The following is a 13,772-nucleotide window of genomic DNA, read 5'->3' on the forward strand; positions in this document are numbered from 1 at the left end:
CTTTCAGACGGTCGCGGTTCCAATCGGTCGAGCCGTCTGTACCGAAGAAATACTGTCGGAGGTTGTTATCAATGCCAATTACCAAATCGAATTTTTCTGAGAAAAAGGCAACTGATTCACTACCGATGAGCCCGGCAGAACCTGTAACTAATGCAACGTTCATATAGATTGTATTCTAAAGTTTGAAATTGATTTTACTTTATACTTAAAAAAGAGAAAAATAAACTGAGAATTGGTCAGCAAATATCGTTTCCAAAGTCGGTTGGGCTCTTGGATTAACCGAAAAAGCCATTCCAAACCTGAACTTTGCATCCACCGAGGTGCTTGTTTTAATGTACCGGCATGAAAGTCAAAAGCGGCTCCAACTGCCATCATAACTCCGTTAATTTTACCAACGTGATTGCCAACCCATTTCTCCTGTCTTGGACAACCACGGCCTACTAGGACAATATGAGCACCAGATTCATTAATTCTACGGATATCTTCTATATCTTCTTCAGGTGTAGCTTCACGAAAGCGATCAGGGTGAATACCGCAGACTGTAATCTTTGGGTAATGTTCATTTATGAAAGCTGTCAATTTCTTCAATGTTTCCGTTCGACTTCCATAAAGGTAAATCTTAAGCCTTGAAGTATTCGCTTTTTCAAGAACATGTAAAACCAGCGTCGGACCGTATACACGGTCTTTTAAACCTGCTTTAAAAAAAGCATTCAGTGCCCATCTTACGGGTTGACCATCAGGAACTATAAGGTCTATTTTGCTTACGGAATCCTGGAGATTGGGTTCATTGTAGGATTCAATTAACCCATGAACCGCGAGAGCTGAAACTCCAAATGATTGGTGTACCGAAGCTTTCTCGATTATGATGTCAGAAGCTGAATGGTAATCAACTAACGCATAATTTACACTGTCGAATAAAGCGCGAGTCCTATACAAAGTTGCCATATAATTAAATTAACGTTGAGCAGTTACGCTTTTGAATGTTTTCTGAAAAGGAAGCTGATATATCGAATTGAAAATTGATATATAATGTACAAATTATTAAAAAGAAAATAAGCTGGCCATTTCTTTGAATAAATTAATTTAGCACGATTATATTGGGTAGTTAAATGATTAGAAGACCGGAGAATAAAAAAACTCTTTATGAATTTATTAATATCAGGTGCATTATTTATTTGTCCAACTCCTGACAAATCTTGGTGCGATTTCACTCGCGCTCCATAATAAATATAAGCTTTATACCCAGCACTAATAGCTCTACGAATGAACTCAGTATCAGAATGATAATGAGGGAGCTTTTCGAAATTGTAAATTCCAATATTATTAAAGACTTCAATCGGTATTAGAACACCTTTGCCTGACAAAGAGTCAGCTAAATCAAATTCTTTATCAATAGTGCTAATACTTTTACCCCATTCATAAATAGGTTTATGATATTTAGAAAAGGGGAATTTTTTCCGGGCTTGAAACGCAGTAACTTCAATACTATTCAAATCACTATGAAAGAGGCTGACGCATCCAATAAGAGCTTTAGGATTAAGTTTTGCAAAAGAGGTGATTTTTTCGAGAGTATCCTCAAATAACTCTGTATCATTATTAAGCGTAAAAACATAATCTCCTGGCTTAGCTTTTCCTAATGCATATTTGACACATTCATTAGTGCCGCCAGCCCACCACAAATTACCACTCCCTTTGAGCAGTTTTACATTTTCGTAGTTATGAGAAATATAATTATAGGTTCCGTCAGTTGAGCCATCATCACAAATAATTATTTCATAAGTCGGAGATTTTTTTTGCCGGATAATGCTATCAATGCACTTGATAGTATACTCTAATCTGTTGAAGACAGGAATACAAATAAAAATCATGACGCTACAGTTTTATTTACAGAATATCGTTTGCTAAATGCAGGAATATAAGAATTGGTAAGAAGATTAAACTCTTTACCATAAGTTTCGCAATATTCCAATAGTTCAGCGCAGGATTGACAATGTTGATCATAATAGTCTTTATAATCTCGATCTCTAAAAAATGAAGGGTGCGCTTCAAATACAGAATTCATCAAATCGTCAAACTGAACACTGGAGTTATGCGCCCAAAAATATTTTTCATCAGGTTTACGACCATCTGCGCCTAAAATATCAATTTTATTAACCACAGAGCATGCCATGGGAATCATGAGGTTAGTTAAGATATTAGCGTTATCTTTTACCCACATATTTTCAAGAGAAGGGATGTTGTATGAATTCTGATGCCGTTTGTAATTAATACCGATTAAGTGATCTTTTAATTCAGGGTAATGCGAATACATCAATGGAAAAACTTCCATAGGTATTGCTATAAAAAAATTGTATTTTTTGAAGGTGAGCAACATACTGCTTCTAAAAACTGTAGAGTATTTATTGAAACTAAAATGGAAGACAGGATCAGCAAATGTAAGGATATCAGCTCCATTAGTATGCTCTAAAAAAGAAGTATTTTTAACAATACTATTACAAATAACTATCAGATCATTAGAGTCAAAAGAGAAATTTGGATATTCTGAAAATGAAGGACCTGTAACAAAACAGGCAGCACGATCTTTATGAGATTTTTCGATCTTATATTTGGAGAAATTTTGTTTGGAAATGTCTGAAAAATGAGATTTTTTATCTGTATTCAAACATCTATAAAATAAGTTTTGCCACTCGAGTGATTCTACATACGAAAAATAATTATTATCTATTATAACAATTTTATTAATGTTAAATATGTTTTTAAAACTAAATAATTGCTTCCAATCATTTAATAAAATAAAATCTATATTTCCGTATAAACCTGGGTGTTCACTAATAAATGAAAATCTGTTGTCAGAAATCAAATCTATTCTTTCAATTTGAAATGGAGAAATAACCAATATTTTATACTCTATTAGTCCATTAGGCAAGTACCAATTACACTTTATGAAAAACTCTTCAATTGATGCAATATCATTAAAGCCTGTAGCTAAAAAAGTTATTTTGCCATTTTTATTGCGTTTATGAGGTTTTAGTTTGTTGAAAAATGCTTGCATCAATTGAAATAGCCTGTGAAAATAGAATCGTAAATTTATAGTTATACGATCTCTTTTTCCATATACATAGTCACGTTTTTTTTCCATTTTATTTCTCTTATTAATGTTTCATGAATAGTGTAAAGACTGAGCGTAAAGGTGTAAAAAAGGTAATTAAACTGCAAGATATATAAACCAAATGTTGCTTCTGTTATCCCAATCAGTACTAAATAAAAATAGAAGCTTGTGAAAATTATACTGATATTTTTATTGATTGGCCAGAGAGATCTAATTTTCTTAGATATATCTATTAATATGTATATATATATAGCTAATCCTATATATCCATAATCAAATACTATACTTAAGACAGTGTTGTGAGGAGATTTAAGATCGTTCTTCTCGTAATCACCGAAAAACGATGACCAAATTAAAGAAGCACCAGATTTGTAGTGTCCATACTCCCCAAAACCAAATATATGTTCAATTTGAAAGTTAGACAATTCATTTAAGGCAATTCCCCATATAAAAAATCTAGAATTTCCTGTTACTAATTCTTGGCTATTTCTTGTAAGACCAGATATAATTTCATTCTGCGATAATAAAGGTATTGTAACCATATAAAAAATAGGCCCAAATACGGCTATATATGGGATATATTTGACTAAATTGATAGCATTTTTATTATAAATATAAAGACATAAGAGTACTATTAAAATTGCATTTAGCAACGATGCTCTAGAATCAAGCAATAAAAGAGTAATTATACAAATAGCTATTGTAAATATATAAATTGATTTGTTATTTTTAATAAATATAAATGATGTTATACTTAATATAAGTATTGCCCCTATTAATGTTCCATAATTATTTACTCCAAATCCTAATGGAAAAGATACTCTATCTATAGTGAACCCAAAATTTGATAACATAATTGCTTGTCCGATATTTATCTCTTCTGTATCATTTACTTTATAATTTATTGTCCATAAAATTAAATTTAATAAACAGAACAAAGAAAAAGGTGCTATTATTGAGGAAAATATTTTATTTATATTTTTTTTAGAATTCATAATAAAAATGCCCGTAGAAAATAGTAGCAGTAAAAGTTGAACTATCTTTATATATGAAGATAGTTCTTTTTCTTCAGGGTTATTACTTCTTGTTAGTCCTAATATTAAGCAAAAAACTAGTAATAAAAATGGAGTTTTATTTTTAAAAATAGTGAGATACAGTTTTTTATTCTTTATTAAATTTACTACGATGTAAGACAATAATAATAGCGCAGGTAAAAGCCAGAGATATACACTATCTACAAGTTTGTGTAGATATGATATTTGAAAAAAGTAAGAAATTATATAAAAGATATTCATTTTTATAATATTAAGTTGCCAATAAAAAGAAGTAAATATGGTAGAAATCCTAATTTTTCATAGCTTAGGAAACTAACTTTCATAAATTTGTAAGATTTATAAGGTGCGTACCATGAGTAGAAGAGGATGTAAGACAATAGCATACTAATCGGGAAAGCAATAATATCAAGTAAAGGATATAATATTAATGATAATGCTATCATTAATATCCCTGTTACCCCATTTAACGTATGCCATATTATATGATTAGTTGTACTATATAGTTGTAAATGCATCGCCCCAAATCTGTCAACAAGAAATGCTAATCCTAATAATCCCCATAAAGTGTGATCTGGAAATACAACATTTGAATTAATTAGCTTGAAAATAGGATCATGTAATATAGTTATACAGAAAAATAAAATTGAATATGTTAAATATACACGAAACATATTTTTATGTGCAACGGCCGCAAGTTTTTCAATGTTACCTTTTCCTGTATAAGTTGTTAATTCCGGTAAACGACTGTAAAAAGGTGCTTGAGAAAAATTTCTTATGACTTGAATTAAATTTAAACCTAATAAATATGATGCTAAGGCATCTGGAGAAGCTAATTGGGCATATATAAATCCAGAAGCTTGTACAATTCCCTGTGACATTAAAATTCCAACTCCACTCTTTAAAGCGCTAGGTATTAAATTTTTTCGAATATTATTTTCTAGTATATTATTGCTTGTAGATTTTTTAAGAAAATTATATTTTTTGTGAACAAGAAAGTAATTACGTAAAGTTCCAATAATAAGCCAAAATTGGTTAACAATGATAAGTAGATATACATTTGGTGAGATTATTAGTAGTAAAACGCATGATAATGAATTTAATAAATTGAATAGTGTATCCCATCGTCTTAAAAGGGGTATATTTTGCGTCCCTTGTAATATATTTATATATACATTTCCCCATATAATTATTGGAAATGATATAACAAAAATTGTCCATGTTAGCCAACCAAAATTTGGAGATGTCGACAATCCAATTGGACGAGAAAATATATAGCTTCCTACAGATATAAGTATTAATAAACATGCCCAAAATAGAATTCTATAGACTTTTAACATTAGCAAATAAGTAGTTTCAATAAACTCATTGTCAAAGTCACAACTATTATTTTCTATTCTATGTTCACTTTTTAAAATTTCGAAATTTCTCATTCCAACGGTTCCATATGCTATTACTCTTACGAAAGCGGAGCCAAATCCAGCATCTAAAATCATTTGGAGTCCTAGTACTCCTGTAAAAAGATACCATAGATTTACGTCATTTACACTTAATTTATTTAAGATCAATGGTAGAATAATAGTTATACTAAATGATTTTGTTAAAAAACTTGTCCAAGTAGTTATGGTTGGAGAATTTAATAATTTTTTATATATAGATGCTAATTCCATATTATTTATTATTAATACTTAAAACAAGAAGATTATCTTGAAACTGAACGTTAATTGATGAGTCACTCGTTTCTGATGTCAGTTTGTTAAGGGTCGGATATATAATTTCGATTAAATCAGTCTTATTCTTTTTAATTGTAATATTATGCTTCTTAGTTGAAGAAATTGCTTCGACCATGATAATTTTTCGCTCTGTTGTCTCATACTCATAAACACTAATTGAATCTCTTTTTACATTGCTGTTAATCTGCACCATAGATGCTATACGAAGATTTCGAGCCTTCAAAGTTGTTTTTGATGAAGGTTTTACCTCTTGCTGAAATAAATTGTAAATGGGTTGAAAAGATTGTTTATTGCCGTAATAACGAGTTGCTGAATCTTGTGATTTCGTGTGAACATATACATCCCAGGGAATGATGAGAGCACTACCGGTAGAGTACGTTAGAAACAGAGCCTTAAGTTGCTTGCTTTCATCATCAGAAGATAGCGTAAAGTATTGTTTTTTGTTCAGTCGACCGGCTTCGCTCGTGCGGGCCAGAATGTAATTCCGGTTTAATCGGTTTTCAGGTAATTCGGCCACGCCAATGTCAAAAATCTGGTAAATCTCTGTCCACTGACCTCCATAGTTATTTGTTAGAAACGTCACGGGCCGTCGGGCGTAATCTTCAACCTTTTTTCGCCAGTTTGTTAAAAATCGAACGACCGACTTGGTTTGAAACGCCCGGTAGTTCGCCCAGAGAGGGACTTGGCGGTTTTTAACGGGGAGTGAGTCGATTCCCACGCTTCGTAAATAATCCCGGTAATTGAACGCGGACTTCAGGGTATCGGCACCATTGCCCTGCAGATAGGTTGTAAATCCGGTGATGCAATGGTCGCAGAAACATCCTCCCCATTCTGTTGCATGATCATTAAACCGGGCATCGTCTACAAACAAACCATAAGCTTCCAAATCGATCAGCTTGTAAGACTGGGTTAGGAATACTTTTTGAAACTCCGGTGAATTGACACAGCCCCAATATGGGTTTTTGAGTTTCCATTTTCGCATCCAGGGAGCGGCTAGTTTCCGGCCGTTCAGATCTTCCACACGCCCGTGTACCGTATATCCCGCCGAATCCGGTACTTGTGGATTGATGGCAAGGCTGTAAGGAACTTTTCGGGCTTGTAGCTGAGCGAGTTGTTTGGCATCCGTACAGTACATCCAGTCGATTCGATCCGGGTGGTAGAGTTCCACCATCCGGATCGTGCTAAGGGTATCCTGTGGAGAGGTAGGATGAAACCAGCGGGAAGAAAGGATCACGGGATAACGCATCGATTCCTGCGCATAAGCGCCTGCCACGTTCATCCAAACGAATGAGAGGAGCAGGAATCGATTGTATGTTGTCTTAATTCCCATGTTCTTTTTTTACAGCCTTCCGTTTGTTTTGGGATTGTTTACAAATCCTTCAACACCGAACTAATACCCCCATCCAGCGATAGATTGGCTCCGTGAATAAAACCGGAGTTCTCCGACGCCAGGAACAACGCCATCGTGGCGACGTCCTGCGGGCGGCCGATCCGCTGCACGGGGTGAATCTTGCGGAGTTCATCCAGGGCGCCCTGATTTCCGTCGAATCCGGCCAGCAGCATATCGGTTTCGATGGCTGCAGGACTAATGGCATTTACCCGAACCCGGCCTTCCAAATCGACGGCCAGGGCTCTGGTCAGGCCAATAAGGGCACTTTTCGAGGTGGCATAACTGATAAACCGGCGTTTGGTCAGTTGCTGGTGAATGCTGCCAATGTTAATAATGCTGCCGTTGACGTCTTCCAGTTGCTCCAGAAAATGCTGGCTAAGCAGCAGCGGACCCGTCAGGTTGACGGTCATGGTATGATTCCAGTCGTCCAGCTTTAACTCATCCAGGCTACCGAGCATTTGCACGGCGGCATTATTGATGAGGACGTGAAGCTCCGGGATCAACACATTGAAGGTGTGTTTCCACTCGTTCCGGTATTCCTCACTGGTGCTGAACTGATGAAGATCGAACTGGATCAGCCGGTCGGCCTGGTGATGCTCCGATTCCTGAATATCCAGTCCATATACATAATAACCGGCTTCGCGGAAGGCCAGTGCCAGCGCACTGCCAATACCGCCCAAAACCCCTGTAATCAGTATTTTTTTCATCGTTTTACGCAGTTACACCGATTTCCAGAAACTCGAACATCGAACGGATCGCCTGGTGGCTGGCACGTCTAACACCCTGAATGGTATTGGAACCGTTGTGGGTTCCGAAAATGCAACGGTCAAAACTTCGAAGCTCCGAATCCATCGGCAGGGGCTCCGTTTCGAATACATCCAGTCCGGCCGAATGAACTTTGCCACTCTTGAGACCTTCCAGCAAAGCGGCTTCGTCGACAATCGGACCTCTGGATACGTTCACAATCCGGACGCCGTCTTTCATCCGTTGAATCGATTCGGCATTGATCAGGTGTTTTGTTGCGGGCGTCAGGGCGCAGGTTGAAACCACAAAATCGGCGGTTTCCAGTTCTTCGGGGAAGTTCAGAAAGCGGTAGGCTCCTTCGTCTTCTTCCGTCCGTTTGGCAAAGGGGTCATACACATTGATGTGCATATCGAATGCCTTCAGGAACCGGGCGGTTGCTTTCCCGATGTCGCCAAAACCGATCAGGGCCACGGTATGACCCGCCAGTGACATACCCGCCGGTTTTACCCAGTTTCCCGCCCGCACTTCTCGGTCGATGTAGTAGGTTTGCCGGGCCAGTCCCAAAACGTAAGACACCGCGATGGTAGCCACTTCGGCACCGAACATCATCGGGGTGTTGATGATGGGAATCCCCAATTCCTTGCAGGCTTTGAAATCGACGTTATCGACGCCAATGCCCCATTTCACGGCAGCTTTCAGCTTCCCGGCTTTTCCGGCGCGAAAGATGCGCTCCGTGGCCTGGTCATCGCCGATGATCCAGCCGTCGACGGTCGGAACGAGTTCCAGCAGTTCTTCTTCCGATAAAATCTGAACGACTTTCGGAGCAATCACTTCAATGCCTGCTTCTTCAAAAATGGGCAGGAATTCGGCAAGTTGCCCAAGCATGGGAGGGCAGGTAATCAACACTTTCATAGGGCCAGTTCAGGATAAAGTTCGGTAAACAGAAATTCGGCTACTTTAAAATTCAGTTCTACGTCGATGTCCTGGGCTTCGATGTCCGCGATCTCGTACATGAAGGGGCGGTCACCGATGCGGTTATGCTTTTGAATCAGCGTCTCTTTTTTAAAGAGGTACATGCAGGAGTTTTCCATGTAAATGGGCGGAAGGTCCTGCGTCCGGAGCAGAATGGCCGGGTTATGATTGACGGCTCTCGCCAACTGATCCCACAAACGGGTCTGTAGCCGGGTAACACCGAACAGCGTATCGTAAATGGGGTAGTTTTTCAGAAATTGCTGAATGCCTTTCTCTACGGTTTCGGCCGACAGCAATGGATTGGTGCTGTGGGTTTGCAGGTAAAAATCGGCCGGAATCTGGTTGCAGGTGTTCAGCAGAACGTTGTTCATCGGAATGGCTCCGTCGCGCAGGTGTTCGGGCCGCTCCAGAACAGTGACGGTCGGATAAAATTCTTCGACCTGTTCGATCACCGTCGGACTGTCGGTGTCAATGACAACCTGCGTAATGGAGGGGCATTCCAGCAAGGTGTCTACGATGCGGTGAAACAGCGGCTTACCGGCAAAGTCCCGGTAGTTTTTGCCCGGCACGCGCTCGCTGGAATGGCGCATGGGGACGATAGCAGCAACAGAGTATTTCATATAGTTAACGTTAAGTGTTTTGCAAGACGGCCTGGTTATTCGTAAGCGATTTGTTTCATGACTACCGGTTCCTGGCTCACCAGTTTCTCTCGTCTGAAAACTTCATTCGGATAATAAAAGCGTTCCCGCAGGGTTCGGTCGAGTGTACCGACGAAACGGTATCCCTGATACGTTCCCCAGAATTGCAGGATGCGAAAAACCGGTATTTCTGCAATGTGTTGCCACAGAACGCGTTCCTGGGCTGCGGTTACGTAATCGCTGATCAGATTGGATACGGACAGGTAGGCAAAATCCCAGAGACCAAACTGCGCCATCGGTTTCAGTCGTTTGAACGCAATGGCCTCCCGATAATACCGGTTGAAGATCTTCCGGGGCGTTTCTTCGTGGACGTGGACAATGGTGGCATCGGCATCGTAGGCAATCCGGTAACCCCGTTGTAATATCTCGCTGGCCCAATGCAAATCTTCCAGTCCGGTCAGGGTTTCGTCGTAGGGCAACTCTTTCCAGAGCGAACGCCGAATGGCCGTATTGGCATTGTTACAGAATGGGATCTGCTGGTTGTAGTTGGAAACCGCCGGGAACCATTTGGCAAACAATTGTTGCTCCGAATATTTGCTGAGTTGATTCCCGATCTGCCGCCCGTAGGTCAGGGCCACTTTCTGGTCCTCAAACGGCTTGAGCATTTGATCGATCCAATTCGTATAAACCGGGTAAACGTGCGCACTGGCAAACAACAGAATATCTCCCGAAGCCTGCTGGCAGCCGATGTTAAGTGCCCGGCCAAAGGAGAACTCCTCCGGGCGAATCCGTACAATTTTGGCTCCGTAGCTTTCGGCAATGCGGACGGTATTGTCCTTGGAACCCGAATCAACCAGAATCACTTCCAGATCGGTACTGGTTTCCTGTTGTTTGATGCCGTTGAGCAACTTGCCTATATGAGCTTCTTCATTAAAGGCTCGTATGATGATACTACAAGTCATAAGATTCTACTTCTTACGGATTCTACTGGGTGCATCTATCGTTACCAGGCGTTTTTATCCCCTCTAACCATTCTTTCCACCGTCCACCAGCAAATCTTTACGTCCAGGGGGAGTGAGGTATATTTGGTGTACCAGATGTCGTAGCGGACCCGGTGGCGCATCTGGTTTAACTCCGAGGTTTCACCCCGCAGTCCCTTCGACTGAGCTAGGCCCGTTATGCCCGGTTTCACCGCGAACCGGTATTTGTATTCTGGTATGAGTGGCATATACTGGACATCGAGGGGAATAGGGTGGGGTCTAGGCCCAACAATACTCATGTGACCTGCCAGGACGTTGAGCACCTGGGGCAATTCGTCCAGATTGGTTTTACGCAGAACCCGGCCGATCCGGGTAATTCGCATGTCATTGTGAGTAGCCTGCTTGAACGATGCATTTTTTTGGTACTTCATCGTCCGGAACTTTAGACATGGAAAGGGGCGGCCGTTTCTCCCCGAACGTAACTGAACGAACAGAACCGGGCCTCGCGATTCCAGTCTGATTAACAGCCCTAGTAAGGGGATGAACCAGGATAGAATAAACACGGCAACCAAGAGGGATACGGTGATGTCGAAGGCCCGCTTGGCTACCGGCTGTGGCTTTCCCGCAGCCGTCTCACTGACGACATAGTACGAGGAGTCGGGTTGTAACAGGTTAATCATAACGTTCCAGGTTGAGTAAATACGAGGTACTAGGCAATGGGCTCCCAACCGGGAGTAAAAACCGGTTGGAAATCCATCAAGTAGTTGGTAGTTGTATTAGGCTGGTTTGTTGCCCGGAAGCAACCGCTTTAGAAAGGATTTTTTGGTATCAGTATCCTGTTCGTAATAACCACCGGCACCGTAGCCATAGCCATACCCGTAGCCATAACCATACCCGTAGCCAGTCCCTTCGTTGATCGAATTCAGAATCAGGCTTAACTTACGGAAGCGTTGTTCCTTGTACATGACATCCACCATCTTCATGTGCTGCTTGGGCGTTACATCATGACGAACGACGTACATGGTGGCATCCGTTTTGTCGGCCAGAATCTGCGCATCCGTAACCAGGCCAATTGGTGGGGAATCCACGATGATGTACTGGAAGCGCTCGCGCAATTGGTGAAACAGGTCATCCACTTTGTCACTCACCAGAAGCTCCGCCGGGTTGGGCGGTATGGGGCCGCTGGTCAGAATGAAGTAGTTTGCCATGCCCGGAACGGGTTGCAGAATTTCATCCAGCGTTACCTGACCCACCAGGAAGTTGCTAATCCCAACGGTGTTGGGCATGTCCAGCATGGAGTGCAGTTTCGGACGGCGTAAGTCCATTTCCAGAATAACCGTCGGTCGGTCGATGAGGGCCAGACTCGCTCCGAGGTTGAGCGAAATGAATGATTTTCCTTCCCCACTGATGCTGGACGTAAACAGGATGGCGAGGCTTTCGTTGTTGGATCGCAGGAATTGCAAATTGGTTCGCAGCGCCCGGATTTGTTCCGCCACAATAGAACGGCTGCTGGACGTAACCACCAATGGGAATTTATGTTTGGCATAGGAGATTTCACCGACAATCGGCGTACTCGTCAGTTCTTCTATATCTGTACGCTTGCCAATCCGGTTATTCAGCATGTCGCGGGTGGCGAAAGCACCCACCGGGATCAATAAACCCAACGCTCCGAACAACAAAAAGACGAGGGGTTTCTTGGGTTTAATTGGCTTACTGCCACTCCGGGCGATGTCGATAGTCCGGCTATCGGCAATGGCCGATGCATAGGATAGTGCGGTTTCTTCGCGTTTGGCCAGCAAATAGGTATACAGGTTATTTTTGATGGCCTGTTGGCGGGTGATGTCGAGCAGCGCCCGTTCTTTGCGGGGCACCGACCGGATCATGGATTCAAACTTGCGATTGTGAGCCATCAACTTCTGACGGGTGCCCGTCATGATGCTTTTCATCGTCTGAATGTTATCAGAGATGTTCGACTTGGTATTTCGAATTTGCTCATCCAGTGAACGCAGGATCGGGTTATTTTCCGAGGTGGTTTTTACCAGCGTTTCGCGTTGCAACTCCAGTTCCGATATTTTTGAAATCAGACCCAGTAAGGTCGGATCGCTTAGGCCGAGAGTCGAAGGCGCAGAGCCCCTTTCGCCCGTTTTGCTGCGAACGTATTTCTCGACATCTTCCAGCGCACCCAACTGGATGTTGACCTGGCTCAATTGGGCGTCGTTCTGTTGTACATTCTGCAGGAAGATCTGCGATTCCGTGCTGATGTCCGTAATACCCTGCGCTGATTTGTAGCTTTCTACATCTTTTTCCACCGTTGCCAGTTCACCGGAGATGAGTTTGAGCCGTTCTTCGATAAATTCCAGCGTGTTGGCCGCTTCTAAGTTTTTATCTTTCAGGGCGGCATCATTGTATTCTTCAACAATTTTGTCGAGGATATTACGCCCTTTTTCCGGAACGGCTGTTTCCAGGCTCAGAAGCAGAACCGTCGATTGTTTGCTAGTAGCTTCCACTTTCAGGTCTTCCACAAAGTTCTGAATGACTTCCTGTTTGGGAGCGACGTGAACGATAACGGGTATTGTATCTGATACGGAAGCGGTTTTTGGAAAAATCCGAATCCGACCAAATTCCGTGTTCAGGCTTTGATTGACCGGGTATTTCTTTTCACCGATCTTGACAGTTGAGGGATTTACGAATGAAACCGTTATGGCTTCTTCATAAATCAGTGGGGCTGGCCGCTCAACCATCAGACGGAACGGAGAGTCTTTGTAAATCTCCCGCTCGCCAACCGGCGTATCGTGGAAATAGGAGACATCCAGCGCCAGCGCGTCGTTCACCTTTTCCATGATCGTGTAAGACTTCAGAATTTCGATCTCATTCTCGACCACCTTTGAATCCGTGAAGAGATCCATCTCTTTCATGATGTTGTCGGCCGACATTCCTTTCTTCTCGTCCTTGATCAAAATACTGCTTTGTACTTTGTAGATCGGAACCTGGTATTGCAGGTACGCATACCCGATGGCCAGCGCCACGACGAGCGAGAGCAAAAACCATTTCCAGTTTTTCAGATACCGGAAGATGATCAGCCGAAGGTCAGGTTCTTTTTCCTCCTGCTGGTGGTAAACATACGGAGTTGTGATCATAACGTTGTTGAGTAAAT

The 13,772-nt window shown here is 41.6% G+C and carries 12 protein-coding genes and 1 pseudogene; all 13 read right to left on the reverse strand.

The features are described 5' to 3' along the window. A pseudogene (locus tag FH871_RS33875) lies at window positions 1–163 on the reverse strand (NAD-dependent epimerase); the annotation flags it as partial. Continuing rightward, the gene (locus FH871_RS30540; RefSeq protein ID WP_138995122.1) at window positions 160–945 is read right to left on the reverse strand and encodes a WecB/TagA/CpsF family glycosyltransferase; all 786 of its coding nucleotides are present in this window, start codon (window positions 943–945) and stop codon (window positions 160–162) included. The gene FH871_RS30540 and the pseudogene FH871_RS33875, both read right to left, overlap by 4 nt. Before the next feature lie 23 nt (window positions 946–968). Then, window positions 969–1,868 carry a glycosyltransferase family 2 protein gene (locus tag FH871_RS30545; protein WP_138995123.1) on the reverse strand — a complete coding sequence of 300 codons (900 nt, stop codon included), beginning with the start codon at window positions 1,866–1,868 and terminating at the stop codon, window positions 969–971. Next, window positions 1,865–3,139, reverse strand: a complete 1,275-nt coding sequence (locus tag FH871_RS30550) for a hypothetical protein (protein WP_138995124.1) — start codon at window positions 3,137–3,139, stop codon at window positions 1,865–1,867. Before FH871_RS30550 ends, FH871_RS30545 begins: the two co-directional genes overlap by 4 nt. After that, window positions 3,094–4,404 (reverse strand): O-antigen ligase, encoded by a 1,311-nt coding sequence (locus FH871_RS30555; RefSeq protein WP_138995125.1) that lies wholly within the window; start codon window positions 4,402–4,404, stop codon window positions 3,094–3,096. Before FH871_RS30555 ends, FH871_RS30550 begins: the two co-directional genes overlap by 46 nt. 2 nt (window positions 4,405–4,406) lie before the next feature. Then, entirely contained in the window at window positions 4,407–5,831 is a 1,425-nt protein-coding gene (locus FH871_RS30560) for a lipopolysaccharide biosynthesis protein (RefSeq protein WP_138995126.1), read from the reverse strand. Window position 5,832: 1 nt separating this feature from the next. After that, a complete protein-coding gene (locus FH871_RS30565; protein WP_138995127.1) occupies window positions 5,833–7,224 on the reverse strand; it encodes a hypothetical protein in 1,392 nt (463 codons plus the stop codon). Between the two features lie 38 nt (window positions 7,225–7,262). Continuing rightward, window positions 7,263–7,991, reverse strand: coding sequence for an SDR family NAD(P)-dependent oxidoreductase (locus FH871_RS30570; RefSeq protein ID WP_138995128.1), 729 nt, complete (start codon window positions 7,989–7,991; stop codon window positions 7,263–7,265). A 4-nt stretch (window positions 7,992–7,995) separates the two neighbouring features. Then, window positions 7,996–8,913: a phosphoglycerate dehydrogenase gene (locus FH871_RS30575; RefSeq protein WP_212768292.1), complete on the reverse strand. Its 918-nt coding sequence runs from the start codon at window positions 8,911–8,913 to the stop codon at window positions 7,996–7,998. A gap of 23 nt (window positions 8,914–8,936) precedes the next feature. Next, window positions 8,937–9,620: an acylneuraminate cytidylyltransferase family protein gene (locus FH871_RS30580; RefSeq protein ID WP_138995130.1), complete on the reverse strand. Its 684-nt coding sequence runs from the start codon at window positions 9,618–9,620 to the stop codon at window positions 8,937–8,939. Between the two features lie 35 nt (window positions 9,621–9,655). Beyond that, window positions 9,656–10,600, reverse strand: a complete 945-nt coding sequence (locus FH871_RS30585) for a glycosyltransferase (RefSeq protein ID WP_138995131.1) — start codon at window positions 10,598–10,600, stop codon at window positions 9,656–9,658. 41 nt (window positions 10,601–10,641) lie between these two features. After that, window positions 10,642–11,298, reverse strand: coding sequence for a sugar transferase (locus FH871_RS30590; RefSeq protein WP_138995132.1), 657 nt, complete (start codon window positions 11,296–11,298; stop codon window positions 10,642–10,644). A gap of 96 nt (window positions 11,299–11,394) precedes the next feature. Then, on the reverse strand, window positions 11,395–13,755 hold the full coding sequence (locus FH871_RS30595; protein WP_138995133.1) for a tyrosine-protein kinase family protein: 2,361 nt from the start codon (window positions 13,753–13,755) through the stop codon (window positions 11,395–11,397). Window positions 13,756–13,772: the final 17 nt, after the last annotated feature.

This window comes from Larkinella sp. C7, from assembly GCF_006149005.1.
Lineage (GTDB): Bacteria > Bacteroidota > Bacteroidia > Cytophagales > Spirosomataceae > Larkinella.

What these genes read in the sequence shown, in the direction of transcription:
- FH871_RS30595 (WP_138995133.1), bottom strand. Translation starts at nt 13,755, where the DNA reads ATGATCACAACTCCGTATGTTTACCACCAGCAGGAGGAAAAAGAACCT.
- FH871_RS30550 (WP_138995124.1), bottom strand. Translation starts at nt 3,139, where the DNA reads ATGGAAAAAAAACGTGACTATGTATATGGAAAAAGAGATCGTATAACT.
- FH871_RS30575 (WP_212768292.1), bottom strand. Translation starts at nt 8,913, where the DNA reads ATGCTTGGGCAACTTGCCGAATTCCTGCCCATTTTTGAAGAAGCAGGC.
- FH871_RS30565 (WP_138995127.1), bottom strand. Translation starts at nt 7,224, where the DNA reads ATGGGAATTAAGACAACATACAATCGATTCCTGCTCCTCTCATTCGTT.
- FH871_RS30560 (WP_138995126.1), bottom strand. Translation starts at nt 5,831, where the DNA reads ATGGAATTAGCATCTATATATAAAAAATTATTAAATTCTCCAACCATA.
- FH871_RS30585 (WP_138995131.1), bottom strand. Translation starts at nt 10,600, where the DNA reads ATGACTTGTAGTATCATCATACGAGCCTTTAATGAAGAAGCTCATATA.
- FH871_RS30555 (WP_138995125.1), bottom strand. Translation starts at nt 4,404, where the DNA reads ATGAATATCTTTTATATAATTTCTTACTTTTTTCAAATATCATATCTA.
- FH871_RS30590 (WP_138995132.1), bottom strand. Translation starts at nt 11,298, where the DNA reads ATGATTAACCTGTTACAACCCGACTCCTCGTACTATGTCGTCAGTGAG.
- FH871_RS30580 (WP_138995130.1), bottom strand. Translation starts at nt 9,620, where the DNA reads ATGAAATACTCTGTTGCTGCTATCGTCCCCATGCGCCATTCCAGCGAG.
- FH871_RS30545 (WP_138995123.1), bottom strand. Translation starts at nt 1,868, where the DNA reads ATGATTTTTATTTGTATTCCTGTCTTCAACAGATTAGAGTATACTATC.
- FH871_RS30570 (WP_138995128.1), bottom strand. Translation starts at nt 7,991, where the DNA reads ATGAAAAAAATACTGATTACAGGGGTTTTGGGCGGTATTGGCAGTGCG.
- FH871_RS30540 (WP_138995122.1), bottom strand. Translation starts at nt 945, where the DNA reads ATGGCAACTTTGTATAGGACTCGCGCTTTATTCGACAGTGTAAATTAT.